Raw genomic sequence first — 25,772 nt, 5'->3', positions numbered from 1 at the left:
AGCGTGGCCAATCGCGTGGACTGCGGCTCGGCGCTCGCGTCGCTCGCCGTCGCTGCGGCGGCTCTGCTCGCGACGTCCCCCGCGGCCGCGGACGAGCCGCGGAGCGCCACCGAGCCGCGGCTCATGGTGGAGACGGGCGAGATCACGAGCGTCATCGACGCCTTCGATGAGGGCGACAACTTCGATCTGAACTTCAGCTTCGGCTTCGAGTACGCGACCAAGGGCGCGAAGATCCGCCGCGAGACGAGCATCGCGGCGCCGGGGCTGTCAACGGGCGGCTACACGTCGAACCTGCTCAACGTCGCGAGCTACAGCGAGGCGACGTCGAAGTTCAACATGCGCCTCGACGTCGGCGTCTACCGCGACCTCGCGCTCTACCTCAGGATGCCGCTCATCCTGAGCCACTCGCGCGAGCTCACCGACCTCGACGGCAGCGCCGCGCACCAGAGCGTCGCCCTCGCGGGCGCCCCGGGCGAGCAGCTCTTCTCGCTGCCCTTCACGTCGCCGACCCGCAGCGGCATCGAGTACCTCGCCGTCGGCGCCGACGTGAACATCATGAACCAGGCGCGCGACCGGACGAAGCCGACGTGGCTGTTCGGGATCGAGGGCCGCTTCCCGGTGAGCGAGCCGATGCACGCCTGCACCGAGTCGCCGAGGAGCGGGCAGGTGAAGTGCGCCGACCCGACGGACATCAACCGGAACGGCGAGACAGATCTCCCGTTCGAGGGGGGGCGCATGACGCAGCGCGACCCCGGCGTCTCGCGCGGCACCATCGGCCTCGAGGTGCACACGTACCTGTCCAAGCGGATCAAGTACGTCGAGCCGTACGGCGGGTTCAAGGCGCTGTTCGAGTTCCAGCAGGAGTCGAGCGACTACGGCCTCATCGACCTGAAGACGTCGCTGGTCAACCACCCGCCGCTCGTCGGCACGGTGATGCTCGGCATGATGATCATCCCCTGGGAGAACCGCGAGAAGTTCACCGGGCTCACGTTCGATCTGCGCTTCACCGGCGAGTACCACTCCGAGGGGCGCGACTACTCGGAGCTGTTCGACGCGCTCGGCTCGACCGACGCGAGCTCGCTGCGCCAGCCGCAGTGGGCGTCGTTCCGCCAGAACGAGGCGTACAACGTGAACGCGTGCCGGAGCGGCGACCCGAGCGCCTGCGCGCCCTCGGTCATCGACGAGGGCTCGCAGCGGACGTACTTCACGGGGCTCGCCGACGTCCAGCCGTACGGCTCGTACCGCGGCTCCGCGAGCGTGACGTGGAGGGCGGCCGAGCTCGTGAAGTTCCAGCTCGGCGTCGGCTTCCGCCACGACCAGGGGCACGGCATCGGCGGCGATCAGCCGTGCAACTCGCAGTACAAGGACGACATCGGGACGGCCGGGCCGTGCCGCCGCCAGAACGAGGACGGGAGCTTCACCGTCACCGGCAGCCCGAACCCCAACTACCGCCCGAGCATCAACGCGATCGGCCGCCGCTTCTATGTCAACGACAGCAACACGTTCGACATCTTCGCGAGCGGCACGTTCATGTTCTGATCGACGCCCCGAGCGGCGGCGGCCACCGCGGCGAGCGTCGCCGGGGACCGAAGCAGCGACCCCATGATCGATCCCTGGCACCTCCGCGGTCGCGCGCGCGCCCTGGCGCTCGCCGCGGCGCTGCCAGCGTTCGCCGCGGCGCTCCCGGCGTCGGCTCGGCCGGCCGAGGCGGTCTCGCCGGCGCGCGCCGGCCAGCCTGCGCAGCCCGCGGGCGCCGCGCGCCCGTCGCCGGCGGCGAGGGCGACCGTCGTGCTCCCGACGGCGCTCGCGCCCGAGGACGCCGAGCGCGCGGCGCCGCTCGCGAGCGCGCTCGACGCGCTCCTCTCGGACACGGCGCAGGACCTCGGCCTGTCGGTGGATCTGGCCGACCGCGTCGCCTCGCGGGCGCGGCCCGACGAGGCCGAGCTCGTGGAGCGCGCGCGCGCCAGCGACAGGCTCTTCATCGCGCCGAGCCTCGACCTGCGCGGCGACGACGTCGAGCTCCGGATCGCGCTCGCGCCCGGCGGCGCGCGGTCGCTGCGGGTGCGCGTCGAGCGCGTCGCGCGGGACGAGCTCGCGGTGCGCGCCGCCGTGATGCTCCGCGACCTCGTGGTCGAGCTCGACGGCGACGCGAGCGCGGCCCCGCCGCGCGGCGAGGACGCGCCTTGCTCCGAGCGGTGCGCCGGGCGCCTCGCCACGCCCGCGCGCAGCCTCGGGAAGGCGACGCTCGCGGCCAACGCGACGCTCTACGGCGGCCTCGTGGGCTTCTCGATCCAGCGATCGAGCGGCTCGGACGATCCGCGCCTGCTCTACCCGCTCCTCGCGGTCGGCGCGGGCATCGGGCTCGGCGGGGCGATCATCATCGCGGAGGAGTGGGACGTCGGCGTGGCCGACGCCTGGTACCTCGGGTCCGGAACGTGGTGGCCGACGATCGCGGGCCACCTCATCTACGAGGGCCGCTTCGCGGAGCACGCCGCGGATCCCGACCAGGAGCGCTGGGCCTCCGGGCTCATCGGCGGGACCGCCGGGATCACGCTCGCGGCGCTCGGGCTCTCGCTCGGGCGCATGTCCGAGGGCGGCGCGCTGATGGCGCAGTCGGGCGGCGGGCTCGGGCTCACGCTGGGCGCGCTCGTCGAGTGGGCGGCGCGCGGCGACGTCGACCGGACGCCGATCGCGGGGATGGGCTACGGCGCCGCGCTCGGCTGGCTCGCGGCGGCCGCGGCCGCGACGCAGCTCGACGTCACCGCGTCGCAGGTCCTCACGATCGACGTGGGCGCGCTGCTCGGCGGCCTCGGCGCGGCCGCGCTCGCCAGCCCGCTCGTCTTCGAGTCCCCGACGCAGGCCCAGCAGCGGGCCTGGGTCGGCGCCGCCGCCGGAGGATTTCTGCTGGGGGCGGGCGTCACGTGGTACGTGACGCGCGCCGCGTTCGCCGGTGCCCGCGGCGCGCGCCCCTCGTGGAACCGCTTCGGCCTGCCCATGATGGGAGTGATAGGAGAGAGCGTCGTCGGGAGCCGGCGGGCGCCCGCGCTCGGCCTCGGGTGGCAGGGGGCGATTCCGTAGGAGCTATGAAGATCACGATCACCGAGCTGGATGCAGGGACGCGCCTCGACAAGCTGCTCGTGCAGATGCTGCCCGGGCTCGGGCGGGCGGGCGCGAAGCGGCTGTTCTCCGAGGGGCGCGTGCGCGTGCACGGGGCCGAGACGAGCGGCGCCGGCCGGCGCGCGTCGAAGGGCGACGTCGCGGTGGCGGGCGAGGTGCTGGAGGTCGACGTCGAGCCCACGGAGGCCTCCGGCGCGGCGACGCCGGACCCGGACGTGCCGCTCGAGGTGGTGCTCGAGCGCGACGACCTCGTCGTTGTGAACAAGCCCGCCGGGATGCCGACCGCGCCGCTCGATCCGGGCGAGCGCGGCACGCTCGCGAACGCCCTTGTCGCGCGGTACCCGGAGATGGCCGCGATCGGGTTCTCCCCGCGGGAGCCCGGGCTGTGCCACCGGCTGGACACGGAGACGAGCGGCCTCGTGCTGGCGGCGCGCACGGCCGCGGCGTTCGCGGCGCTGGGCGCCGGGCTGAAGGAGGGGCGGCTCGACAAGCGCTACCTGCTCATCTGCCAGATCGGCGATCTCCCCGAGATGGGCTCGATCGAGGTGCCGCTCGCGCCGCACCCCAAGGACAAGAAGCGGGTCTACCCGTGCATCCACCCGCGCGACGTCGTGCGGTACGCGCCGCGGCCCGCGGCGACGATGTACAAGCGCGTGCGGCAGGCGGGGCTCTGGGAGCTCGTCGAGGCGCGGGCCCCGAGGGCGCTGCGGCACCAGATCCGGGCGCACTTCGCGTCGGTGGGTCACCCGCTGGCCGGCGACGTGCTCTACGGCGGGCCCACGGCCGAGGGGCTGAGCCGCCACGCGCTGCACGCGCACTACATCGGGTGGGGCGGCAGCGACGTGGTGCCTGCGTTCGTTGTGACCTCGCCGCTGCCCCCCGACATGGCGGCGCTGGTCGGCGAGGCCTGACCCGGCGCCGCGCGGCTCGCGCCGCGCCGTTCGCCGCGCGCGCGCCTCAGGGCAGGCTCACCTCGACCACGTGGCCGCTCACGTCGCGCGCCCGCGCCGTGATCCGGAGGTCGTCGGCCGACGCCGTCCCGTCGAGGTTGCTGAAGCGGAACCCGATCACGTAGGTCGAGGCCTGCGCGTTGAACTTCGCCGGCTCGATCCGGATGCCCCCGAGGCTCTCGTCGTCGATGATCGCGGCGTCGCCCTCCGCCGTGTATTTGCGGTTCCACGCGTCGTAGTTGATCCCCCGCTCGTCGATGATCTCCCCTGTCGATCGGTTCGACGTGGCGACGTCGACCTCGAGGAGGCCCGGGGCGATGCCGGGCAGGGTGGCCTCGACCTCGACCGAGACGCTCGACGTGGAGTCCTCGTCGGTGCGGCGCACGTCGATCGCCGGGGGCAGCCCGCGAGGCGTCGGGAGGAAGCGGAGCGGGTGCACGCAGTACACCTTCTCGGTCCCTCCCTCCCGGATCTCGAAGTGCAGGTGGGGGAACAGGCTGCTGGCCGCGAGGCCGGTGTAGCCGATGTGCTGGCCGCGCCCGACCACCTCGCCGGGCTCGACGAGCGGCATCGTCAGGTGGACGTAGGTGCTGTAGAAGCACGCGCCCGCCCCGTCGCAGTGCTCGATCTGCACCACGACGTCATCGAAATCGTTGTAACGCCCGGCGCGCGTCACCCTGCCGTCGCCGACCGCGTACACCGGGGTGCCCATCACCGTGGGGATATCGATGCCCCGGTGAAAGTCGTAGACGCCGTCGCGCGAGGTCTGCAGGCGGGGGCCGAAGCTCGACGACATCGGCTGCATCTCCTCCGTCCCCCCGATCGGCCACACGAGATCGGGGCCCTCGGGGTCCGAGCCGCAGCCGGCCGTGAGCACGGCGAGCGCCAGCAGGGTCGCGAGATACGATGGCTTCCGCGAGGGCTTCATGGTGGCGGGTCCGTGGCGCGCAGGCGCGGTGCAGGTGTCGAGTCCACGGCGCAGCGCCGCTCAGCCATGATACCGAAGCAGAGCACGGAAGTCGAGGTCAGGGGACCGTGAGTCGATGTGCGCTCTCGCGTCGTCGACGTGGTCGGTGGCGCGTCGTTGGCGTTCTCGCGTCCTGGCGAGGATGGCCTGCTCAGGGCGTCGCCGGCGCCAGCGTGTACGACCGGTGCGTCATCGTCACGCCGAGGGTCGTGAGCGCCGGATTCGTGGCGGTGCAGCGGACGAAGCTCCAGTCGTTCGGCGTCGCGAACGCGGACCCGAGGGAGCCGTCGGCGATCGTGCCCTCCCACTCGACGAGCGACACGTCGTCGAGGAACGTGGTGGCCTCGCCGCTCGCCGGCGGGGCCGCCCTGAAGTAGACCCGCACCGAGCCCGCGTTCGCCGGCGGGGTGAGGTCGACGGTGAACCGCTGCCAGTCGTAGGTGCCGGCCGCGCGCGTGTACGCGACGCTGTTCGACACGCTCGTCCCGCCGCTCGTGTACCAGTAGACCTGCGCGCGCATCTGCCCGGCGTTCTCGCCCTTCAGGTATCCGGTGAGGGTCAGCTTGCGGCCGGGCTCGAACTTGACGCGGTTGTTCATGTAGGTCGACACCTCGGAGGTGCTGCTCGACTTGCGCAGGAACACCATCGCGCCCGTCCCGCCGTGAACGACGCTGTTCTCGATGTAGCGATATTCGCTCATCGACCACATCGAGCCTTCGTGGAAGGCGTCGTCGACGTCGCTGTCCTCGAAGTCGCCGTAGAGCATGATCTCCCGGCCGTAATCGCAACTCGCGGCGGCGGTCGTCCGGAGCGCGGCGAGCGAGTCCGAGGCGTCCGAGCGCAGGTGCGCGACGGGCCCGGTGCTGCGGTTCGTGAGCGGCACGCTCCGCGTCTCGACCTGCTCGTTCGTCGTGTACTGCGCGGGGTCGCTCACCGCGGCGGCCCGCGGGCCGCTCGCGAACACGACAGCGCCGGTCAGGCCGTCGGCCGCCTCGCCGGGCGCCGGCGCCGCCGGCAGCGTCGTGGAGAGGTGGCCGATGTGGCGGATCGCCCGGCCGAGCCAGGCGCCGCCCACCAGCTTCGGCACGTAATCCTCGTTCTGGAACGGGATGAGCTGCACGCGGTGCACCGCGCGGCTGCCATCCGCCGCCTCGTCGATGTCGACGGCGGCGACGTACGACTGGTACGTCTCGAAGATGTCCTGATCGAAGACCATGTTGCCGAGCGACATGAAGATGAAGCGGGGGCCGGCGCCGGCGTCGTACAGCCCGACGCCGTGGATCGTGTGCGGGTGGTGGGCCACGATCATGCCGGCGCCCATCTGGGCGAGCTGCGTGAACCGCCGCCGCATCCCGGACGACGGGTAGTCGCTGTACTCGATGCCTCCGTGCACCACCGGGATGGCGAAGCGCCCCACCGCGTCCGTCTGCATGAAGTCGCTGATCTGGGTGAGGCCGAGCTGGAGCGCGCCGGCCTTGGGAGGGGGCCCATCGGAGGCGGTGAGCGCGTATTCCGCCAGCGTCGTCCCGTCATTGACGAGCTGGCTGAACCCCTGGAAGGCCACGTCGACGCCGCGGATCGTCCTGTAGAGAACGGTGCCCTTCGCCGTCGCCTCGTCGACGCCGGCGCCGAACCAGTCGAGTCCGGCGTTCGGCACGGCGCTGAGGGTGTCGGTGACGCCCCCCTCCAGGTAATCGAACATGTGGTTGTTGCCGAGGCTCACCCCGTCCACCCCGGAGAGCGCGAGGGCCCGGACCGTCTCGGGGTAGGAGAAGAACGTGAACGACTTGTACGGGTGGGGCGTCTCCGGGTTGGCCGTGACAGGGCACTCCAGGTTGACCTGGGTGTAGTCCGCCGACGAGAGGACGTCGCGCAGGAAGGAGAGGACGGCGCGCGCGTCCGCCTCGCGGGTGCCGGGGCGGATCAGGTCGCCGGCCTCTCCCTCGACGCCGTCGGCGTCGCTGTCGATGAAGCGCCGCCCGAACATCGTGTCGCCCCCCACGAGGATCCGCGCGCGGCCGGGGCGCTGCACGGTCAGGACGACGCGGCCGACCTCGGCGACCGCCGCGGAGAGCGGGCGGTGCAGATCGGCGGGGATGATCTCGCTGTAGTACCCGTCGATCTCGACGCGCAGGAGGACCGAGCGCCGCGCGAGCGCCTCCAGGGTGAACGCGCCCGCGTCGTCGGTGAAGGCGATCTCGCCGTGGTTGACCGCGCCGCTCCCCCAGCCGATGGCGGTCACCTCCGCGCCCGAGATCGGCGACCCTGCCTCGTCGACGACGACGCCGATCACGTCGATCGGCGTCGCCGCGTACGTCGCGTCGAACGCCGCCTCGGTGGCGTCGAAGCGGTACGCCGCCAGGGCGTCGCCCGCGGCGAGCGAGGCGCAGATCGCGGCGCCCGCGCACAGCGATGAGGACGTGAATGTGGGGATGACGCGTCTTCTTGCCATGATCGCTCCCGGTCTGTTGGGGCCTGTCCCACGACGGCCGACATCAAGAGATGACGAGGCCAGAGCAGAGCTCCGCCGGGGCCGGCCACGCATCTGTAAAAATGCCGTGTGACCGTACTCCAGCGTTTCTCATCCGGCCGATGCAGGGTCCTCGAGCGTCGACTGGCCGCTCAGCCCTCGCCGCAGAGACAGCGGGAGCGCCGACCCCTTGCATGATTCGATCCGTTCCAGCGCTGTTCTGCGCGACAAAGATGATCAGATCGAGATTATCATGCTCCGGTGAGCTCTCGCTATACGCTCGAGTGGAGCGTCCGCGTTTTCTTTGCATGCCGTCGGGGTCAGTGTCGGAGGGGCGCCCTCGCCACGTCACGTCGCTGTCGTCCCTTTCGTGTGGGGGCGCGTGCAAGCACGCCCCGCTGCGGTGATGCGCGCCGGCGTCGCACCTGGACACACTGACCTGGAAGAGTGCCAGTCTCAAGAAATTCGGAGCTTCATGGCGAGGCGGGCTTCGCGCAGGCAGACAGGTGCGCAAACAGGCATGGTTGAAGCCGCGATTTGCTGCATTTCCTCTGTTCTTGGAGCGCGGAAACCCGGTATCCTCGCTCGTCTGGCCCGGCGGCGTCCGTCGCGCGGGGCGTGAACGGCCCTGTGACGATGCGAACGGTGAGCTCGCCGTCGTGGCCGTGAGCGCGCGGGCTCGCGCCGCGGATCCGTTGTCGTCGTCGCGAGGAAGGACGTGCCTGGCGTCCGGGGGAGAGCGCGCTACGCGGCGGCGGAGATCGCCTTCTTGCCGGGGCGCGGCGCGCGAGGCGCTCCGGAGGCGCCGGCGCCCTGCGGCTTGCTCGGCGTGGCGCTCGCGGGCGGCGTGGAGACGGCGCGGACGAGCGCGGCGGCGATCGCCGCCGTCATCCGCGCGGTCGGCAGCCGCGGCGTGAACGCGAGCACGCGCTCGCCGGGGCGCCGGCCGCGCGACGACCGGCCGCTGCTCGCGAGCCGCTCGACGGCGCGCTCGCAGGGCGAGCCCGGGGCGACGCGCAGCAGGATCTCGGGCAACCCGATCGCGCCGCCGGCGCCGGGCGCGTAGACGACGCCGACCTCGATCGCGACGAAGCCGGGGAGCGCGGCGCGCGGCGCGAGGCCGAGCCGGAGCTCGTCGGCGTCCGGGCTGCCGTCCGGGATGCGGAGGCGGCCGACCACGCGGAGCTCCGTGGCCGCCGCGCGCGCCGGCGCCTTGGCCGTGGCCCCGGCGGGCGCCTTGGCCGTGGCCCCGGCGGGCGCCTTGGCCGTGGCCCCGGCGGGCGCCTTGGCCGCCGCGCTCGCGGGCCGCTTCGACGCGGCGGGCGCCGCGCTCGCGGGCGCCTTCAGCGTGCGCCGCACGCGGCGCGCGACGTCGCGCAGGAACGCGACCGGCCGGGCCGCCGGATCGGGGGGGAGCTCGGCGAGGCGGCCGGTGCAGAAGATCGCGAGCAGCGCCGTCGCGTCGAGCGCGAGGAGGTGCGCGTGGTACGGCGACGCGCCGGCCACGGCGTGGACCCCGGCGCCGAGCGCCGCGAGCAGCGCGACAAGCAGCGCCTTGCCGGCGCGCGACGAGACGTCGAGGTAGACGCCGCGCGCCCGCGGCGGCTCGCGGAAGGCCTCGGCCTCCGCGACCGGGAGCCACTTGCCGGGGCGCCGCAGGGCCCCGCCGGCGCGCTCCGGGCGGGGGGTGCGGTGCGCGGCGAGCGCGGTCGCCGCGGCCACGAGCGCGGCGCCCGCCGTGCCGTCCCTGAGCAGGAGCTCCAGGGCGACGCCCCCCACGAGCGCGAGCCCCGCGAGGGCGGCGCGCGGCGCGAGCGGGATCGGGACGAGGGGCCGCGGCGCCACGCCCGCGGCGCGCGCGAGGCGCTCGTGCTCGCGCGCCTTGAGCGCGACGAGCGCGCTGTAGAGCGCGAAGAGGGCGACGCCGGCGGCGATGTAGAGGGTGCGGCTGCGATCGGGGCTCGCGGCCGCGGCGTCCGCCAGCCGCCCGAGGCTGTCGGCGCCGGGGGTCGCCGCGGCGGGCGCGGGCTGGAAGGCGCGGGCGTCGGCGCGGACCGCCCACCGGATCGGCTCGCCCTTCGGGGCGTACGGGCGGAGCAGCTCGAGCTCGTCCTTGTCGAGCGAGCGGCGCAGCGTGGAGAGCGTCAGCGGCGCCCCGAGCGCCTCGGAGTCCTCGGCGTCGCCCGCCTCGTCGACGCGCGGCTCGTCGGGCGCGGCCGGGAGCTCGACGGTGAGCCGCGCCGAGTCGTAGCCGTCGTCCCAGCGGGGGCCCGTCCACGAGACGCGGGAGGTCGGGCCGTCCTGCTGGATGAGCCCCCGCTTCGTGAGGTCCGTGCGGTAGCGGAAGAAGAGCACGAACACCCCGCGGCTCAGGCCCTTGCCGTCGAAGCGGGCTCGCAGCGTCGGCGGCGGGCGCGTGCCGTCCTCGCGCGGGCGGAGGTCGGGCGGCAGCAGCTCGAGCGCGACAGGCGTCGCGTCCGTGAGCGAGCCCGCGGCCGCGGCCTTGAGGGGCACGGCGTAGCTGCCCTGGTCGAGCTCGGCGTCGGGGTCGACGCCCTGGATGTCGAGCGCGCGGAGCGGCCCGCCCGAGATCTTCAGCGTGACCTTGTGCTCGACCCGGGCGGCGCCGGCCCGGTCGATCGCGAGCCGCGCGTCGTCCCCGGCGACGTGCACCTCGACCCACGCGCGCGCCGGAACGGCGAAAGCGAGGACGACGAGCGCCGCCAGGAACGGGAGCAGCAGCGCCGGCCCGGGGCGGCGGGCGATGCGAGAGGGCATGGTGCAGACGTCCCACGGCGCCGCGCGCAGGGCCAAGTTCTGTGGCCGGCGCCGGTCGTCTGCCGCCGCGCGCCGGCTCCCACCGCGGCAGGGGCCGCGCTGCTGCCGCTCAGGGCGCAGCGGACGCGATCAGTACGCGACGCCGAGCGAGAGCGACCCCATGAGCTTGATCTTCTCGATCTTCTCGTAGAACACATCCACGCTGGTGCCGTTGACGGTGAGCTCCGCCGGAGGGGCGAGCGCGACGCCGAGCCCGAACCCCCCCGACATGGCGAACCCGCCGTCGCGGCCGAAGATGTTCGTGCTCCCGATGATGAGGCCGAGGACGGCGCTGCTCACGTCGCGCTTCCCGGTGACCGCCGGGGCGCGGAGGTTGGGGGTGAAGACGGCCTCGAACGACTCGTAGCCGACGCGTCCTTTCACCCAGAACCCCTGGAGCGGCTTGCCCTCCACGTAGATACCGACGTCGGCCGCGAGCGCGTATCCGGTTGTGTCGAGCCGCGCGTCCTCGAGCGAGCCCCAGATCCAGGACGGGGTGATGCCGATGGTGAGCGGTCCGAGGACGGCGACCTCGCCCTCGAAGGTCATCCTTCCGAACAGGAGATCCAGGGCGTTGTAGCGGACCGACCAGCGGCAACAGGTGGCCTCGGGCGGCCTCGGCGGTGGCGGCGGGCCTTCCGGCAAGGCGTACGCTGGACCGTAGCCGGGCGGCTGCTGGGGATAACCCTGCTGGGGATAGCCCTGCTGGGGATAGCCCTGCTGGGGATAGCCCTGCTGCTGGGGATAGCCCTGTTGCTGGGGATAGCCTTGCTGCTGGGGATAGCCCTGCTGCTGAGGATACCCCTGCTGGGGATAGCCCTGCTGGGGATAGCCCTGCTGCTGGGGATAGCCTTGCTGCTGGGGATAGCCTTGCTGCTGGGGATAGCCCTGCTGCTGGGGATAGCCCTGCTGCTGGGGATAGCCCTGCTGCTGGGGATAGCCCTGCTGCTGGGGATAGCCCTGCTGCTGAGGATACCCGGCCGGCGGCTGGGCGGCTCCGCCGGGCTGTCCCTGGCCTTGCGGGGGCGGCTGAGCGGGCTCTTGCGCTGCCGACGCGGGCGCGAGGAGCAGCGCGCCGAGGCCGAGAAGGACACCGCAAGCCGCCGAGCGGGGAGCCATCCTGGAGGCGGGCGCGCGCGCGGAGCCCCGACCCGTGCTGAAAGCGCAATCCATGGCGGAGGACTGTACCGAATCCCGAGCAGGCCGGCCATACGCACGCCGCGGACCGCCGCTGCGCTCGCGCGCGCGATCTCCAGCCTGTAGTCTTCCCCGCCGATGCTGCCTGTCCCCGATGTCGCCGCCGCCGCCCCCGCGCCCGGAATCCCCGCCGTCAGCGACGCCGCGGCCGCGCCGGCGGCGGATCTCGGCGCCCCGCGCGGGCCGGAGACACCGCCGGTAGAGCTCGATCGCGCGCTGTCCGAGCTGGGCGAGGCGGCGCTCGGGTTCGCGCGCATGCCGCCGCGCGAGAAGGCGTCCCTGCTCCGCTCGCTGCTCCCGGGCCTGCTCGCCGCCGCGGGCCCGCAGGTCGAGGCCTCGTGCGCCGTCATGGGGCTCGATCCCGGCTCGGCCGCGAGCGGCGCGGCGTGGCTCGCCGGGCCGTGGCCGACGCTCTCGCACGTGCGCCTCCTGGCCGAGGCGCTCGACGACACAGCCGCGCGCGGCCGCCCGCGGCTCGGCCGCGGCGCGCTGCGCGCCCGCGCCGACGGCCGCGTCGAGGTGGAGGTGTTCCCCGCGCGTCTTCGCGACAGCGCGCTCCACGGGCCCGTCAGCGCGCGCGCGCTGATGCTGCCCGGCGCGACCCCCGCCGGCGTCCGCGAAGGGCAAGCGCGCTTCTACCAGCAGCGCGATCCCGAGGGGGGCGTCGCGCTGGTGCTCGGCGCGGACGACGTCGCGAGCGTCCCCCTCCGGGACGCCCTCCACAAGCTGTTCGTCGACGGGCGGGTCGTGGCGCTCGCGATGAGCCCGCGCAGCGCGCCCCTCGGCGCCCTCCTCGAGCGCGCCCTCGCGCCGCTCGTCGCGCGCGGGCTCCTCCGCTTCGTGTACGGCGGCGCCGACGCGGGCGCCTACCTCGCTGGCCACCCCGCCGTCGCCGAGGTCCACGTCGCCGGCTCGGCGGCCGCGCACGACGCGCTCGTCTGGGGGCCGCCGGGCCCCTCGCAGGCGCTCCGGCGGGCATCGGGAGAGCGGCTGCTCGGCAAGCCGATCTCCTCCACGCTCGGCGGCGTCACCCCGGTCGTCGTGACGCCGTGGCTCTACGGCGAGGACGAGCTCTGGTTCCAGGCCAGGCTCCTCGCGAGCCAGGTCGTGAGCAACGCCTCGCTCGCCGCCCACGAGGCGCAGGTCCTCGTGCTGCCCAGGGGCTTCGTGCAGCGAGCGCTGCTCCTCCGGATGCTCCACCGCGCGCTCGCCGCCGTCCCCCCGCGGCGCCCCGCCCACCCCCAGGCCGGGGCGCGGCACGCCGCGCTCACGGCCGGGCGCGCGCCGCTCGAGCGCGAGCGCCTCGAGGGCTCCGCCGACGCGCCGCTGCCGCGCGGGGTCGTGCGCATCGGCGAGCCCGGGCCCGGCGAGCTCCCGTGGACGCTGATCACGGGCCTCTCCGGATCGGACGCCGACGAGCCGCTCTTCTCGACCGAGCCGCGCTGCGGCGTCCTCTCGATCGTCGAGGTCGGCTCGAGCGACCCGGTGGAGTTCCTGGAGGCGGCGACGCGCTTCTGCAACGACAGGCTCCAGGGCACCCTGAGCGCGTCGATCGTGGCGCACCCGATCAGCGAGGAGGACCCGGCCGTCGCCGCCGCGCTCGACCGCGCCCTGCTCGAGCTCCGCTACGGCGTGATCGCGGTGAACCAGGCGCCCGCCGCGGCGCACGCGGCCGTCGTCCCGCCGTGGGGCGCTCATCCGAGCGCCACGCTCGCCGACATCCAGAGCGGGCTCGGCTTCGTCCACAACACGGCGATGCTCGCGCAGGTCGAGAAGACGATCCTGCGCGCGCCGCTCACGACCTTCCCGCGGCCGCCCGGCTTCCTCGATCACCGGCGCTCCCACGTGGTGGGGGAGCGGCTCGCGGCCTGCGCCGCGGATCCCCGGTGGGGCAACGTCGCGCGCGCCGTTTCCGCGGCGCTGCGCGGGTGATCCATCGCCGGCCGCGCGACGGGGCGCCGGAGCGGCCGGCGGCGCCGCGCCCCAGGCAAGGCCACAAAACAAGGCTGGCGGTGATCACCAGCGCTCCAGCAGGGGCCCTGATGAACGCCGCCAGCGGCGCCGCTCACGCGGAGAAGCGCGCTTCGATCCAGGCGATCAGGAGGGGAGCGACGAGCGGAACTCCTTCACCTTCTCCAGGATGTCGCGCAGCGCGTTCCGCGAGGTCTCCGAGACGTCCTCGGCCAGCTTCTCGGCGTCGAGGAGCGTGGGCTCCAGCTTCCCCCAGGCGTCCTTCGCCTCCATGCCAGCAAGGTGGAGCCTGACCCGGATCTCGTCGCGCAGGGTCTGAAGCGACTCCAGGCTCTTGGTCAGATCGCTCTTCAGGTCGGACGTGATGTTGCTCATTCTTTTTCCTCCCGTAGGTACGAGGTGTTTGTAGCTCCGCGTGTTCCGGCCTGATGCATCTGCCGCGCCAGTCGGCGCGCTTCGACGCAGCGCGCGACGTCCGCGCGTCCCGGCCGGAGCCGAGCACAGCAATCCTGGGAGCAACGACCGCGGTTTACCCCGCCGGAGGTGTGGCGAAATTGCTCGCCCACGTGCGTTTTTGCCCCGCGCGGCGGACGAGCGCCTCAGGCAAGCTGCTTCTGCGCGTAGAGGATCCCGTCGTGATCGGCATAGACGAATCCACCGGGAACATAGGTGATCCCGGCGAACGTCACGGGCACATCGCGGTCGCCCGTGCCTTTTTTACCGCTCTTTCGCGGGTGCGTCGCGAGGGCCTTCACGCCGATCGAGAGTCGGGCGAGCGCCTCCGCGTCGCGAACGCAGCCGTACACGACCAGCCCGGCCCAGCCGTTCTGGAGGGCGATGTCGGCGAGGTTGTCGCCGAGGAGCGCGCAGCGGAGGGACCCGCCTCCATCGACGACAAGCACCCGCCCTTCGCCCGGCTCCTCCAGCGTCTTGCGGACGAGCACGTTGTCCTCGTGGACCTTGACCGTGGCGACGCGCCCGTGGAACAGGCGCGCTCTGCCGTAGTCCCGGAAGATGGGGTCGGCGACGAGGACGTCCGGGTGCTCATCGCAGAGATCCGTGGTTCGATGCCCAATTCCTGAGCTCATGGAGGCTCCTTCGCATGGTTCACTGCAACAGCCCACCGTCCTCCGCGCTGCGGAGGCCCGGTGACCCGGTGAGTCGATAAAAGGACGAGGCGTCCACTCAGGACGGCTCGCGGCGGCCAGCGTCCTCGTCGGAGGGCTCCTCGTCCTTGCGCGTGCGCGCGCCGGCGAACGACGCCGCGTCGAGGCCGTTGCGGACGAGCCAGCGGCGGAGCTGGTTCCTGTGTATTCCGAGCGAGCGGGCCGCGCGCGAGACGTTCCCTTGCTCGCGCCGCAGCGCCATCTCGATGGCGACCCGCCGCATCTCCACCGGCGCCGGCGTACGCCGCGCGACCTCCGTGATGTCGAGGCCCGCGGACGGTGCGAGATCCGACGCCTCCACCGCGGCGCGCCCCGCCTCGCGCGCCGAGAGGCCCGCCTGCCGCACCTCGCGGAGCAGCTCCCGCACGTTGCCGGGCCACGCGCGCAGGGCGCAGGCCTCCAGGAACGCGGCGCTCTGCGCGAGCCGCGCGCCGTCGCGCCGGAGCTCCGCCGCGACAAGCCACGGCAGCTCCTCGATCCGCTCCGACAGCGCCGGGATCCGCACCTCGGGCCGGCCGATGCGGTAGTAAAGGTCCTCCCGGAAGCGCCGCGCCGCGACCTCGGCCTGGAGCTCCTTCAGGGTGGCCGCGCAGAGCCGGAACTCCACCTTGCGCGGGCGCGTGTCGCCGAGCGCGATCACCTCGCGCGTCTCGAGCACGCGGAGCAGCTTGGGCTGGACCGACGGGTCGAGCTCCGCGACCTCGTCGAGGAACAGCGTCCCGCCGTGCGCGGCCTGCACGTAGCCCTCGGCGTCGGCGTTCGCGTCCGAGTACGCCCCGCGCCGCGCCCCGAAGAACAGCCGCTCCGCGAGGCCCTCGGGGATCGCGGCGCAGTTCACGGCCACGAAGGGGCCGCCGCTCCCGGTCGCCGCGTGGAAGGCGCGCGCCGCGAGCTCCTTGCCCGAGCCGCTCGGTCCGGTGAGCAGCAGCGTGTCGCCGCGCGTCCCCGCGCGCTGGATCTTCTCGCGCGTCTGCCGGAGCGTGGGGCCGACCAGCCCGTCCTCGTGCTCCAGGACGCCGCCCCGCTGGAACGGCGCGATGTCCGCGGTGAAGCGCAGCAGCGTGCTCCCGACGCGGAGCACGCGCGGGAGCGCCGGGTAGACCTGGCTCTCTACCTTCTTGCCGTCGACGAAGGTGCCGTTCCTGCTGCCGAGATCGGTGACCTCGATGCCCTGGGCCAGGAGGGAGACGCGGACGTGCCGGCGCGACACCTGGTCGTCCTCGACGACCACGATGTCGTCCGCCGGCGCGCGACCGAGCGCGACAGCGCCGCTGCCGAGCGGGATCGGCGTGCAAGCAGGCTGCCCGCGGGTGAAGATGACCACGAGACCAGGCGTCGCCGTCTCCGCCGGCGCCCGCACCGCGTCGTGCGCCCTGATCGTCGACTGGTCGTCAACTCCCACACCGCAGGCATACATGATCGCACGGCGGCCCTGAAGGACCGAGCAGATCACGGCGCGTGGGTGGAAAATTCAGACAAGGCGCGACGCGCCATGCGCTCGTCGTCGCGAGCGCGGCGCGAGCGCGAGGCGGTCGGTCCTCAGTAGCGAGGCACCGAGGGATCGACCTTGTGCGACCAGGCCTCGATCCCGCCCTCGAGGTTGTAGAGGTTCTTGAAGCCCTTCGCGAGGTAGTGCTCGGCGGCGGCCTGGCTGCGCCCGCCGTGGTGGCAGTGGAAGACGATCCGCGCGTCCCTCGGGAGCGCGTCGATGTACCGCTGCCCCTCCTGGTCGAGGTGGCGAGCCCCCTCGATCTTCGCGATCGCGCGCTCCTGCGCGGTGCGGACGTCGAAGAGCTCGACGGGCTCGCCGCTGTCGAGCATCGCCTTGAGCGCGGCGGGCGAGAGCTGCTTGACCCGGGGCGTCTCGTTCGGGCTCTCCAGCTTGAAGCCGCCGGAGGGGCCGTCCACGAAGTCGATCGACAGCCCCTCGGCGCGCCGCGCGCTCGCGCGGTCGAGGAGGAACACCACCCCGCCCGCCTCGACCTCGACGTCGCCGGCCTGCCGCGGGCCGAAGTAGAGGCCGTAGGTGTAGGAGGGGTCGATCTCGATGTGCACGAAGTCGGCGTCGGACTCCCGCGCGGACTGGAACGCGGCGGCGGCCGCGGGGGTCACGCGCAGCGAGGGCGGCGCCTGCGGCGCGCCCTGCGCGAGCCCGAGCGTCTTCACGAGCTCCCCGGTCGCGTGCAGCTCCTTCACGATGTCGCAGCCGCCGACGAACTCTCCGCGGATGTAGAGCTGCGGGATCGTCGGCCAGCTCGAGAACTCCTTGATGCCGTCGCGCAGCGCGGCGTCCGAGAGGACGTCCACGGTCTGGTACTCGGGCAGGTGCTCATCGAGGATGCTCACCACGGTGGCGGAGAAGCCGCATTGCGGCATCGACCGTGTCCCCTTCATGAACAGGACGACGTCGTTCTCGCGGATGATGGTGGCGATCCTGGCCCGCAAGGGCTCGCTGAGGCTCATGTGCTTGCTCTCCGTCCGCGGCCGTGGCGGCGCGGTCGACGTCCGCGCGCTTCCGCGGGCCTCTCGCTAGCATGGGCAACGCACGGCAGCGAGGCCCGCGCGCGGCCGCGCCCGCGCCTGCCGCGGGCGCTTTCGCCGGCTCCGCGGCGCGCGCGCGCTGGGCAGACGGAGCGCGCGGCGGGCGAGGCGCCCGCCCGGCGGACGGAGCCGCTCGAGCGGCGCGATCAGCGGCCGAACAGGAGCCCCACGACCGCCGCGATCGCGGCGAGGGTCGCGAGGACGGCCGGCGCGCTGAGCTGCGCGCCGAGCGCGCGCAGGCGACCGCCGCCCTCGCTCGCGGGGCGCGCGAGCGCGTCCGACGGGGGCGGCGCAACGCAGCGCACGCCCGGCGACGCCGCGCTGTCCGCGCGGATGTCGATGAGGAGCTGATCGAGGGGGCCGTGCTCGCCGAAGGGGCGCACCAGGCGGAGCGTCGCGCCGCCGGTGAGGTCGGCGGGCAGGCGGAGCCGCAGCGTCCTTGCGGCGAGCTCCGCCGGCGCGCGGTGGGCGCCGCTCCGCGCGCAGCCATCGCAGCCGCCGCCGTCGCAGCGGGCGCAGGTGACGCGCGCGGGCACGGCGATCTCGATGTCCGCGCCGCCGCGCGTCCACGCGGCCGGGACGGCGATCGAGAGGCGGCCTCGCGAGCCGTCCGAGGCGTCGAGGTCGTCGCGATCGATCAGCTGCCCGAGCTCGGCTCTGCCCATGCTCCTTGTGTGCCGCACCCGGGCGCCCGCGCCAAGCGGGACCTCCCGGCGCGCGCCCGCGCCCGCAGGGGCGCGCGTCGCGCGGGGCCGCGCCGCCGCTGCCCGGGACGAGCAGCGGCGGCGCGGCGCGAGGGTCAGTCGCCGAGGTCGACGATCTCGAGCCCGTAGTGCCCGAGCGAGCAGAGCGCTCGGTCGCCGGAGATCGTCACCCGGTGGGTGTACGACGAGAGCTCGCCCTTGATCTCGTACGTCAGCTCGTCGAGATCGGCCGCGTCGAGGACGGCGATCGCCGGCGGGTTGTAGCTGGAGATGACGAGGCGCGCGCCGTCCGCGAGGATGGGCCAGCCGTAGTCGAGGTCCTCGAGCGGCTCGGTGGCGACGTCGATGCTGCCTGCCGCCAGCCCGCTCGCCACGAGGATACCGCTCGAGTTCTCCCGCCCGCTCTCGGTCACGACGTAGTTCCCGGAGGTGTACATGAAGACCCGGTCATCGCCGGCGAGCAGCTGCGCGATCCGGCGGTTGTCCGGCAGCGCGCTCTCGTCGCGCAGCCGCGCGGTCGTGTCGCCGACGTCGAGGAGCTTGAGCGTGCGGCGCGTCCCCGTGCACACGCCGGGGCCTTCCCAGGTGTTTTGGTTCGTCGGCGCGAACCGGGCCTCGGCGAAGACGCCGTAGCATGCAACGTAGTCCGCCGCGGCGAACTCGACCGTCTCGTAGTCCACCGTGAGCGCGCGTCGGGACGCGCCGTCGAAGGCGAGCAGCGAGCCGGGCACGTTGACCGGCGCCCGCACGACCGGCGCGGACGGGTCGGCCACGTCGATGCGGTCGAGGTAGAAGCGCGCCCTGGTGGGATCGTCGGGCAGCGGCACCCAGTGCGAGGTCAGCACGGTGGTGCCGTCGATCTGCAGGCCGGTGTGGCCAGCGCCCTCGGGCAGCGCCACCGTGCGGTGCGCCGGGCTCGAGGGGTCGGAGAGATCGACGATCTCGAGCGACGCCTCGGAGGGCTGCGGCGCTCCGGTGCCGCTGCTGCCCTCGTAGTACTCGTCGTAGTAGTAGTAGTTGTCGTTCGCGTTGCGGAGCACGAGGGTGCTCCCTGCCTGGACCACGGCGTCGCCCGCCTGGAGGACGGCGCCGTAATAACCACCGGCGTACAGCGCGTTGCTGGTGAACGGCAGCTCGCGCTGGCTGGCGATCCGGGGTGCTGCGGGGTTCGTGAGGTCGATGACGGCGAGGCGCGTCTTCGACCAGTCCGTGTACGTGGGCCAGAGCAGGTACGCGTGCTGCCCGTGCACGAAGACGCGCGCCTCGGCGAGGCCGGAGCCGTAGCAGTCGCCCTCCGACCCGGACGTCAGCGTCGTGAGGTCGAGCCGCCCGAGCGGCTCGGCGCGGGCAGGATCTGCGGCGGAGACGACCTCGAGCTGCGCGCTGTTGGTCCACCAGTCCGCGCTCATGCGCACGACGAGGTCGCCGGTGGTGACCGCGTTGCTGACGACTGTCGCGAGGGCGAGATCGGCGGTCGCGACGGGGGCGTCGCGGTCATCGATGCTGAACGTCCCGACCTCCTGGTCGGAGACGGCGAAGAGCCGCTCGTCGTGGATGAACGCGCGGCGCGCCTGGCCGCGCGCGGGGGCGACGCCGCGCTTCGTGAGCGTGTCGGCGGTGAAGTCGATGAGCTGGATGCCGCTCCTGTACGCGCCGCAGCCGTTCCCGCCCTCGTCGTACTCCCAGCCGCTGAACGGCACGAGCAGGGCGCCGAGGTCGTTGAGGATGGTGAAGGCCTTGTGGATCCGGTCCTGATCCTCGGCGAAGCTGCCCCAGTCGCCGCCGAAGTGGACGCGCTCGAGCATGGTGGGGTTCGCGAGATCCGAGACGTCGAAGAGCGAGACGTGGAGCGCGCCCTCGGCGGCGGCGTTGTCGAAGCCGAGCGCGAGCACGCGATTGCCGCGCGGCTCCATGTGGTAGACCCAGCCGGGCATCTCGAGCTCGCCGAGCTGGGCGGGGTTCTCCGGGTCGCTGAGGTCGATGGTGAACAGCGGGTCGGTCTGCTCGGCGGTGATCGCGTAGGCGCGGTCGCCGTCGAAGCGGACGGAGCGCAGCGACTCGGGCCGTGGCAGGGTGAGCTCGGTGTACCCGAGGGGCGTGAGCTCCTGCGAGGACGCGACGGCGAAGGTCTGGACGCCGGGCTTCGCCGCGTTGTTCCACCAGAGGCCGGGCTGGCTGATGACGCGGAGGACGCCCTCGTGCTCGTCCATCTGCCAGCGGCTCTGGATCTGGCCGACGGCCTCGACGCTCGTGCCCTCGACGAGGTCGCCGCCGGGGTCGGAGATGTCGATGACCTGGATGGTGGAGTGTCCCTCGTCGGTGCCGTCCCACTCGATGCCGGCGACGTACATGCGATCTGCGGTGACGCTCACGCTGCGCTGCCACCCGTAGCCGTAGGGATCCTCGTCGTCATAGGTGAGCTGATCGACGACGGTGATCTCGGCGGGATCGCCGACGGCCAGGGAGGTGACGGTGGTGTTCCGCGTCCCCGAGCACCCCCAGCAATACCCGTCCTCGAAGGTGACGGCATAGAGCACGTCGCCCACGATGCGAGAGTCGGAGATGTTGCCCGGCAGGTTGAACGACCCGATCGACGCGATGTTCGCCGGGTCGGTGACGTCGAGCGCCTCGATGCGGCTCGTCTGCTCCAGGGTGTAAGAGCCGTCGGCCGCGTTGTAGAGGTAATGTCCCCACGACGAGAACATCGCGTAGACGATCCCGTCGCGCAGGTACATCTCGAACGGCAGCCCGCTCGCCTCGTAGCGCCCGACGAGCCGGAGACGGTCGCGCCGCGAGATGTCGATGATGCTGAGCCCCGAGTACTGCGAGAGCGCGTAGAGCTTGCCGTCGTGGACCTGGATGATGTCGGCCTCGGTGATCGCGCGCTCGGCGCCGCCGTCGCCGCCCTCGTCGGCCGTCGGGGCCCCGGCGCCGCCGCCGGCGCCCGTGCTGCCGCCGGCGTCCCCCTCTGCGTTGTCTCTTCCGCCGGGGCTCCTCGGATTGCCCGAGATGAAGTCGGTCTGCGCGTCATCGGGTGAAGGCCCCGTCGTGGAGCCTCCCTGGCAGCCGGTGAGCCCGGCCGATGCCGCTGCCGTCGCGAGGACGAGCCAGCGCGCGTAAGTTCTAGACAGGAAGGTCATGGTCACCTCGTTCACGACAAGACACGGAGCGTCATGCTTTCGCCGGTGTCTGTTGCACTTGGGAAGTCCCGCGTCCGGCGCACCAAGCAAGCCGCACGCCAGGTAAATCGCAGCGAAAACCCCGCGGATTTCGCGGTGTACGCTGGTCCTGTGCCAGAGTGTGCGGCCGCGGGCTGCCACGGCTGGCAGCCGCAAAGCGTGCGCCTCGTCGCCGCGTGTGCGCGCTGATCCAGGGGTGGGCCCACAGGATCTGGGCGCGGCGCGTTCCGCCGGCGGGGGCTGATCGCGCATGGCGGGAGCGTCGCGTTCACGCGCCCGACGACGCCCCGGCACAGGGCGGTGAAGCGACCGGCGGACCCTGGCGCCTGCGGCTGCCGGGTGCCACGGTCGATCGCAGGATAGGAGGCTTGACCATGGATGTGTTCGGCAACCGTCATCGGTTCCTTTTTGCGATGCTCGTGCTCTTCGTACCCCTGCTCACCGGCGCGGAGGGCAAGGGCTGTCAGACCCCGGGGGGCGGCGGGCCCGGCGCTGGTGGCGGCGGGGCGGCGGGGGGTGGTCCCGGGGGCGGCGGGTCTGCGGGCGGCGTCCCTGGCGCCTGCATCGAGACGGGCTGCAGCGGGCAGATCTGCGCCGACGAGGGCGTGATCACCACCTGCGAGTACCGCGAGGAGTACGCGTGCTACGCGGAGCTCGGCGTCTGCGAGCGCGGCGCGTCGGGCGAGTGCGGTTGGCGGCCGACGCCGGAGCTCGAGGCGTGCATCGCGGAGAAGCGCGGCGAGCCCGCCGACCCGGCGCCGTGCGTGGTGACCGGCTGCAGCGGGCAGGTTTGCGCCGACGAGGACGTTGCCACCGACTGCGAGTTCCGCGAGGAGTACGCGTGCTACGCCGAGCACGGGACGTGCGAGCGCGACGCGTCGGGCGCGTGCGGCTGGCGGCCGACGCCGGAGCTCGAGGCGTGCATCAAGGACAGGGGCGGCGAGCCCCCCGCGCCTGCGCCGTGCGTGGTGACCGGCTGCAGCGGGCAGGTTTGCGCCGACGAGGACGTGGCGAGCACCTGCGAGTACCGCGAGGAGTACGCGTGTTACGCGAAGCACGGGACGTGCGAGCGCGACGCGTCGGGCGCGTGCGGCTGGCGGCCGACGCCGGAGCTCGAGGCGTGCATCGAGGAGGCCTCGGGCGACAGGACGCCGGTCAGCGGGCGCTGCATCCGGAACAGCGGCGACGCGTGCACCACGGACGCCGACTGCGCCGTTGGCGGCTGCGGCAGCGAGCTCTGCCACAACCCCGCCCTGAGCGACGGCATCTCGACCTGCGACTGCACCAGCCCGGGGCTCGCCTGCGGGTGCGTCGACGGCACCTGCTCCTTCTGGAACTGAGGCTGGCTGTCAGTGGGGCGGCGGGGGGGCGGCGGGAGGCGCGAGGGCCAGGCGATCTGGGCGCGCGACCTCCTGACCGCCTCCCGGGCGCACGACGCCCCGCCGGGCGAGCTGCCATGGTGCGGCGACGACGCTCCATGATGCTTCGGTGACTCGCCATGACGCTTGGGCCGCTCGTTACAGTGCTTGGGCGACTCGCGACAATGCTTGGGCGACTCGTCACAGCGCCTTCATCACGGCTCCTCTGCTGGTGCTCAAGTGAGGCCGTGCGAGGGCGCCATTCCAGGACCAGCCCCTACTCGCTCACGAGCCGCAGCCCCACCGGCAGCCCCTCTCCGAAGAACGCCGCGCGCTCGGCCTCCTCCACGGCCACCACCTCGCGCACGGCCCTCACCCACGCCTCCGGCGCCCCCGCCTTGACGAGCCGCCGCTCCACCTCGCCGCGGATCCGGTCGGACACGTCGCGCGCCCGGTCGCCGGTCCTGCGCGCGAGCTGCACCGCGGCCGGCGCGGCCGACGGCAGCCCCTCCCACTTCTCGCGCAGCAGGTGGTCGAGCCACCGCTCGGCCGCCGCCGGCGAGACAACGTGGTGCACGCTCGCGTACGCAGGCACGCGCGCCCCGACGCGGCCGATCGCCGCCCAGAGCCGCGCGTCGCGGTCGGTCCACGTGCGCTCCAGGATCCAGGCGCCGAGCTCGCTCCGGCGGCCGGCGGGCACGCGCTCGAGCGACGCGCACAGCTCGAGCAGGTCGTCGAGCGCCTCCGGCTTCACCCCCTTCGGCTTCTTCAGCCGCTGCTCGGCCGGGGCGAGGAACGGATCCGCGAGATCCCGGATCGCCACCTGCAGCGGCTCGTCGAGCCCGCCGGCGACGCGGCGCCACGCGATCCAGAACTGCTGCCACGAGCGCGCCTCCTGCGGAAACGCGAGCCGCTCGGCGAACAGCGGCGCGAGCGCCGCGATCCGCGCCGGGTCGCCCGCGTCGCCGAGGCCGGGGCGGAGGCAGTAGCCGGCCAGCGACCAGAACACGCGCTCGTGGTCGGCCGAGCGCCGCCGCGAGCGCGCGCTCGGCGCGAGCGTGTCGAACAGCGCCCGCGCTGTCTCCGTCGTCCAGGTGGCGCGCTCGCCGAGCACGCGCTCGAGCTCGCGCACGAGGTTCTTCACCTCCCGCGGCGCGACGTCGGGCCGCCCCTTGCCGAACACCCGCTCGATCGCCTCCCGCGCCTCGTCGAGCCGCTTGCCCCCCGGGGTCGCCGCCGCGGGCGGCCTCGCCGGCGCCCGCTCCGCCGGCGCCCGCTCCGCCGGCGCGCCGCCCGCCGGCGCGCCGCCCGCCGCGCCGGCCTCGGCGGCGCCCGCGCCCTCCGCGGCGCGCGCCCCGCGGCCGTCCTCGCGCAGCTGGAACGCGAGCCGGAAGCGGCGCGGCGCCGGGACGCCCACCTCGACGCAGGCGAGATCCAGGGTGCCGATCGCAGTGAGCTCTCCCTCGATCTGGACGCGCACCTCCGCCCGCTTGCCCCCTTCGGCGCGCGCGCGCGCCGCGTCGCCGGCGTCGAACGCCACCGCGACAGGCGGGAGCGCCTCGAACCGGTCCTCCTCGAGCGGGACGAGGTCGCCCGCGCGGTCCTCGCGCGCGTCGTCCGACGCGAACAGGTCGAACCGGACCGGCCGGCCCACGACGAGCGCGAAGGTCCGCCCGGCCGCCGCGTGCGCGCTCCCCTCCTTCGCGCCGCGCGGCACGACGCAGACAGCGGGCCGCGGCCCCCCGCCGGCGGGCGGCTCGAGGCCGACGTAGTAGCCGCGCGCCGCGCCCCCCTCGATGCGCACGCCGCGGCCCGCGAGCGCGAGGCCGTAGGCGACCGCGCCCCGCGCCACGGCGAGGTCGGGATCGGCGTGCGGGAGCACGTCGAGCGGCGGGCCGCCCCAGCGCTCGATGACGTGCGCGAGCCGCTCGGCGACGCGGCGCGCGCGGAAGACGCCGCCGTTCAGCAGCAGCGAGGTCGGCCCGAGCGACCCGGGGGCGTGGCGCGCGAAGAACCAGGCCACGTGCCGCGTGATCGCCACGTCGCGCTCGTACGGCAGCCCGAACGCGACGAGCCCGCTCCGCCCGCGCTGCGGCCGCGCGTCCCGCGGCGTCTCCGGGAGGAACCCGTCCAGCACGATGCGCTCGACCTCCTCGCGGCCGAGGCGCGTCGTCAGCGCCCCGCCGACGAGCCGCGCGCCGTGCGAGAGCACGGTGACCGGCGCGTCGTCCGGCGGCGCGGGCGCGGCGTCGGCGTCGCGCGGCGCGCCGCCGAGCAGGCGCTCCTTGGCGGCGCGGCAGGCCAGGACGAGCTGCCCGAAGCGCGCGGGGTCGAGCTTCTCGCCGGCGCCCACGAGGCGCGGCTCGCAGAGGTGGGCGAGCGCGAGGTCCATGTTGTCGCCGCCGAGCAGCAGGTGGTGGCCGACCGCGACGCGCGAGACCTCGACCGGAGGACCGTCGAGGGGAGCGCCGCCGGCCGCGCCGGCGCGCCGCGCGACGCGGATGAGCGACAGATCGGTGGTGCCGCCGCCGACGTCGCAGACGAGGACCATCGCCTCGCCGCCCGATCGGGCGAGCAGGGCGTCGAGGCCTCCCGCGCCCGCGAGCCGCATGAAGTCGTAGAAAGCGGCCTGCGGCTCCTCGAGGAGCCGCGCCGACAGGCCGGCGCGGCGGGCGGCCTCGACGGTGAGCTCGCGCGCGACCTGGTCGAACGAGGCCGGCACGGTGAGCACGACCTCCTGCTCCGCGAGCGGTCGATCCGGGAAGGCCTCGTCCCAGGTGCGCCGCACGTGGGCGAGCAGCCGGGCGCTCGCGTCGAGCGGCGAGGCGCGCGGCAGGTCGGCCGCGTCGTCGCCCGCGCCCCAGGGGAGGATCGGCGCCGTGCGGTCGACGGCGGGGTGGCAGAGCCAGCTCTTCGCCGAGGTGATGAGCCGGCCGGGGATCTCTCCGCCGCGCCGGCGCGCCTGCTCGCCGAGGACGAACGGCGCGTCGCCGAAGGGGTCGGCCGGCGCCTCGCCGGGCAAGGGCGCGTAGAGCAGCGACGGCAGCAGCGGGCGCGCCTCGACCTCCGTGGCCGTCACGAGCTGCGGGATAGGAAAGACGCGGATCGCGCCGGGATCGGCGTCGCGCTCGGCCCACGCCACGACGGTGTGCGTGGTGCCGAGGTCGACTCCGACGATCAGGCTCGGGTTCTTCGCGGGGGCGGACATACGTGCGCGCAGCAACGATACTGGATCGCCGCGGCGCCTTCCGCCCGCAGCTATGGCGGGCCGAGCGGCGGGCGGGGCGCCAGCGGTGCCAGCGGTGCCAGTGTACTTCTTCCGGACGATTCCCCGT

16 protein-coding genes are annotated in these 25,772 nt (G+C 73.8%); 5 read left to right on the top strand and 11 right to left on the bottom strand.

The window, feature by feature from the left end; all coding sequences use genetic code 11:
• Positions 1–3: 3 nt before the first annotated feature.
• The 3 genes from WMF42_RS32795 (at position 4) to WMF42_RS32785 (ending at position 4,028) form a co-directional block, all read left to right on the top strand.
• On the top strand, positions 4–1,539 hold the full coding sequence (locus WMF42_RS32795; protein ID WP_233560954.1) for a hypothetical protein: 1,536 nt from the start codon (positions 4–6) through the stop codon (positions 1,537–1,539).
• Between the two features lie 63 nt (positions 1,540–1,602).
• Complete coding sequence (locus WMF42_RS32790; RefSeq protein ID WP_437686790.1) at positions 1,603–3,078, top strand: hypothetical protein; 1,476 nt, start codon at positions 1,603–1,605, stop codon at positions 3,076–3,078.
• A 5-nt stretch (positions 3,079–3,083) separates the two neighbouring features.
• A complete protein-coding gene (locus WMF42_RS32785; protein ID WP_061610324.1) occupies positions 3,084–4,028 on the top strand; it encodes an RluA family pseudouridine synthase in 945 nt (314 codons plus the stop codon).
• A gap of 46 nt (positions 4,029–4,074) precedes the next feature.
• Here WMF42_RS32785 and WMF42_RS32780 read toward each other — a convergent pair whose 3' ends face one another.
• The 4 genes from WMF42_RS32780 to WMF42_RS32765 all read right to left on the bottom strand — a co-directional run bounded on the left by WMF42_RS32780 (position 4,075) and on the right by WMF42_RS32765 (position 11,440).
• Entirely contained in the window at positions 4,075–4,995 is a 921-nt protein-coding gene (locus WMF42_RS32780) for a M23 family metallopeptidase (protein ID WP_437686788.1), read from the bottom strand.
• Positions 4,996–5,185: 190 nt separating this feature from the next.
• Positions 5,186–7,486 carry a CapA family protein gene (locus tag WMF42_RS32775; protein WP_437686786.1) on the bottom strand — a complete coding sequence of 767 codons (2,301 nt, stop codon included), beginning with the start codon at positions 7,484–7,486 and terminating at the stop codon, positions 5,186–5,188.
• A gap of 762 nt (positions 7,487–8,248) precedes the next feature.
• Entirely contained in the window at positions 8,249–10,282 is a 2,034-nt protein-coding gene (locus WMF42_RS32770; protein ID WP_437686784.1) for a hypothetical protein, read from the bottom strand.
• Positions 10,283–10,411: 129 nt separating this feature from the next.
• Entirely contained in the window at positions 10,412–11,440 is a 1,029-nt protein-coding gene (locus tag WMF42_RS32765) for a hypothetical protein (RefSeq protein ID WP_437686782.1), read from the bottom strand.
• Positions 11,441–11,596: 156 nt separating this feature from the next.
• On the opposite strand from WMF42_RS32765, the gene WMF42_RS32760 reads away from it, so the two are divergent.
• Positions 11,597–13,450 carry a hypothetical protein gene (locus tag WMF42_RS32760; protein WP_437686780.1) on the top strand — a complete coding sequence of 618 codons (1,854 nt, stop codon included), beginning with the start codon at positions 11,597–11,599 and terminating at the stop codon, positions 13,448–13,450.
• 165 nt (positions 13,451–13,615) lie between these two features.
• Here WMF42_RS32760 and WMF42_RS32755 read toward each other — a convergent pair whose 3' ends face one another.
• The 6 genes from WMF42_RS32755 to WMF42_RS32730 all read right to left on the bottom strand — a co-directional run bounded on the left by WMF42_RS32755 (position 13,616) and on the right by WMF42_RS32730 (position 21,040).
• Positions 13,616–13,864: a hypothetical protein gene (locus WMF42_RS32755; RefSeq protein WP_061611017.1), complete on the bottom strand. Its 249-nt coding sequence runs from the start codon at positions 13,862–13,864 to the stop codon at positions 13,616–13,618.
• Positions 13,865–14,088: 224 nt separating this feature from the next.
• Entirely contained in the window at positions 14,089–14,577 is a 489-nt protein-coding gene (gene rraA, locus WMF42_RS32750) for a ribonuclease E activity regulator RraA (RefSeq protein ID WP_061611016.1), read from the bottom strand.
• Positions 14,578–14,674: 97 nt separating this feature from the next.
• Complete coding sequence (locus tag WMF42_RS32745; protein WP_437686778.1) at positions 14,675–16,108, bottom strand: sigma 54-interacting transcriptional regulator; 1,434 nt, start codon at positions 16,106–16,108, stop codon at positions 14,675–14,677.
• An 86-nt stretch (positions 16,109–16,194) separates the two neighbouring features.
• Positions 16,195–17,118 (bottom strand): Grx4 family monothiol glutaredoxin, encoded by a 924-nt coding sequence (grxD, locus tag WMF42_RS32740; RefSeq protein WP_061611014.1) that lies wholly within the window; start codon positions 17,116–17,118, stop codon positions 16,195–16,197.
• Between the two features lie 224 nt (positions 17,119–17,342).
• Positions 17,343–17,861, bottom strand: coding sequence for a hypothetical protein (locus WMF42_RS32735; protein WP_437686776.1), 519 nt, complete (start codon positions 17,859–17,861; stop codon positions 17,343–17,345).
• A gap of 134 nt (positions 17,862–17,995) precedes the next feature.
• On the bottom strand, positions 17,996–21,040 hold the full coding sequence (locus WMF42_RS32730; protein WP_437686774.1) for a beta-propeller domain-containing protein: 3,045 nt from the start codon (positions 21,038–21,040) through the stop codon (positions 17,996–17,998).
• A gap of 413 nt (positions 21,041–21,453) precedes the next feature.
• On the opposite strand from WMF42_RS32730, the gene WMF42_RS32725 reads away from it, so the two are divergent.
• Positions 21,454–22,419, top strand: a complete 966-nt coding sequence (locus WMF42_RS32725; protein ID WP_437686772.1) for a hypothetical protein — start codon at positions 21,454–21,456, stop codon at positions 22,417–22,419.
• Between the two features lie 295 nt (positions 22,420–22,714).
• On the opposite strand, the gene WMF42_RS32720 is transcribed toward WMF42_RS32725, so the two are convergent.
• Positions 22,715–25,645 (bottom strand): Hsp70 family protein, encoded by a 2,931-nt coding sequence (locus WMF42_RS32720; protein ID WP_437686770.1) that lies wholly within the window; start codon positions 25,643–25,645, stop codon positions 22,715–22,717.
• Between the last annotated feature and the right edge of the window lie 127 nt (positions 25,646–25,772).

The sequence above is a fragment of the Sorangium sp. So ce176 genome (genome assembly GCF_051519835.1).
Lineage (GTDB): Bacteria > Myxococcota_A > Polyangia > Polyangiales > Polyangiaceae > Sorangium > Sorangium cellulosum_G.
This window is presented reverse-complemented; position numbering and strand designations above follow the sequence as displayed.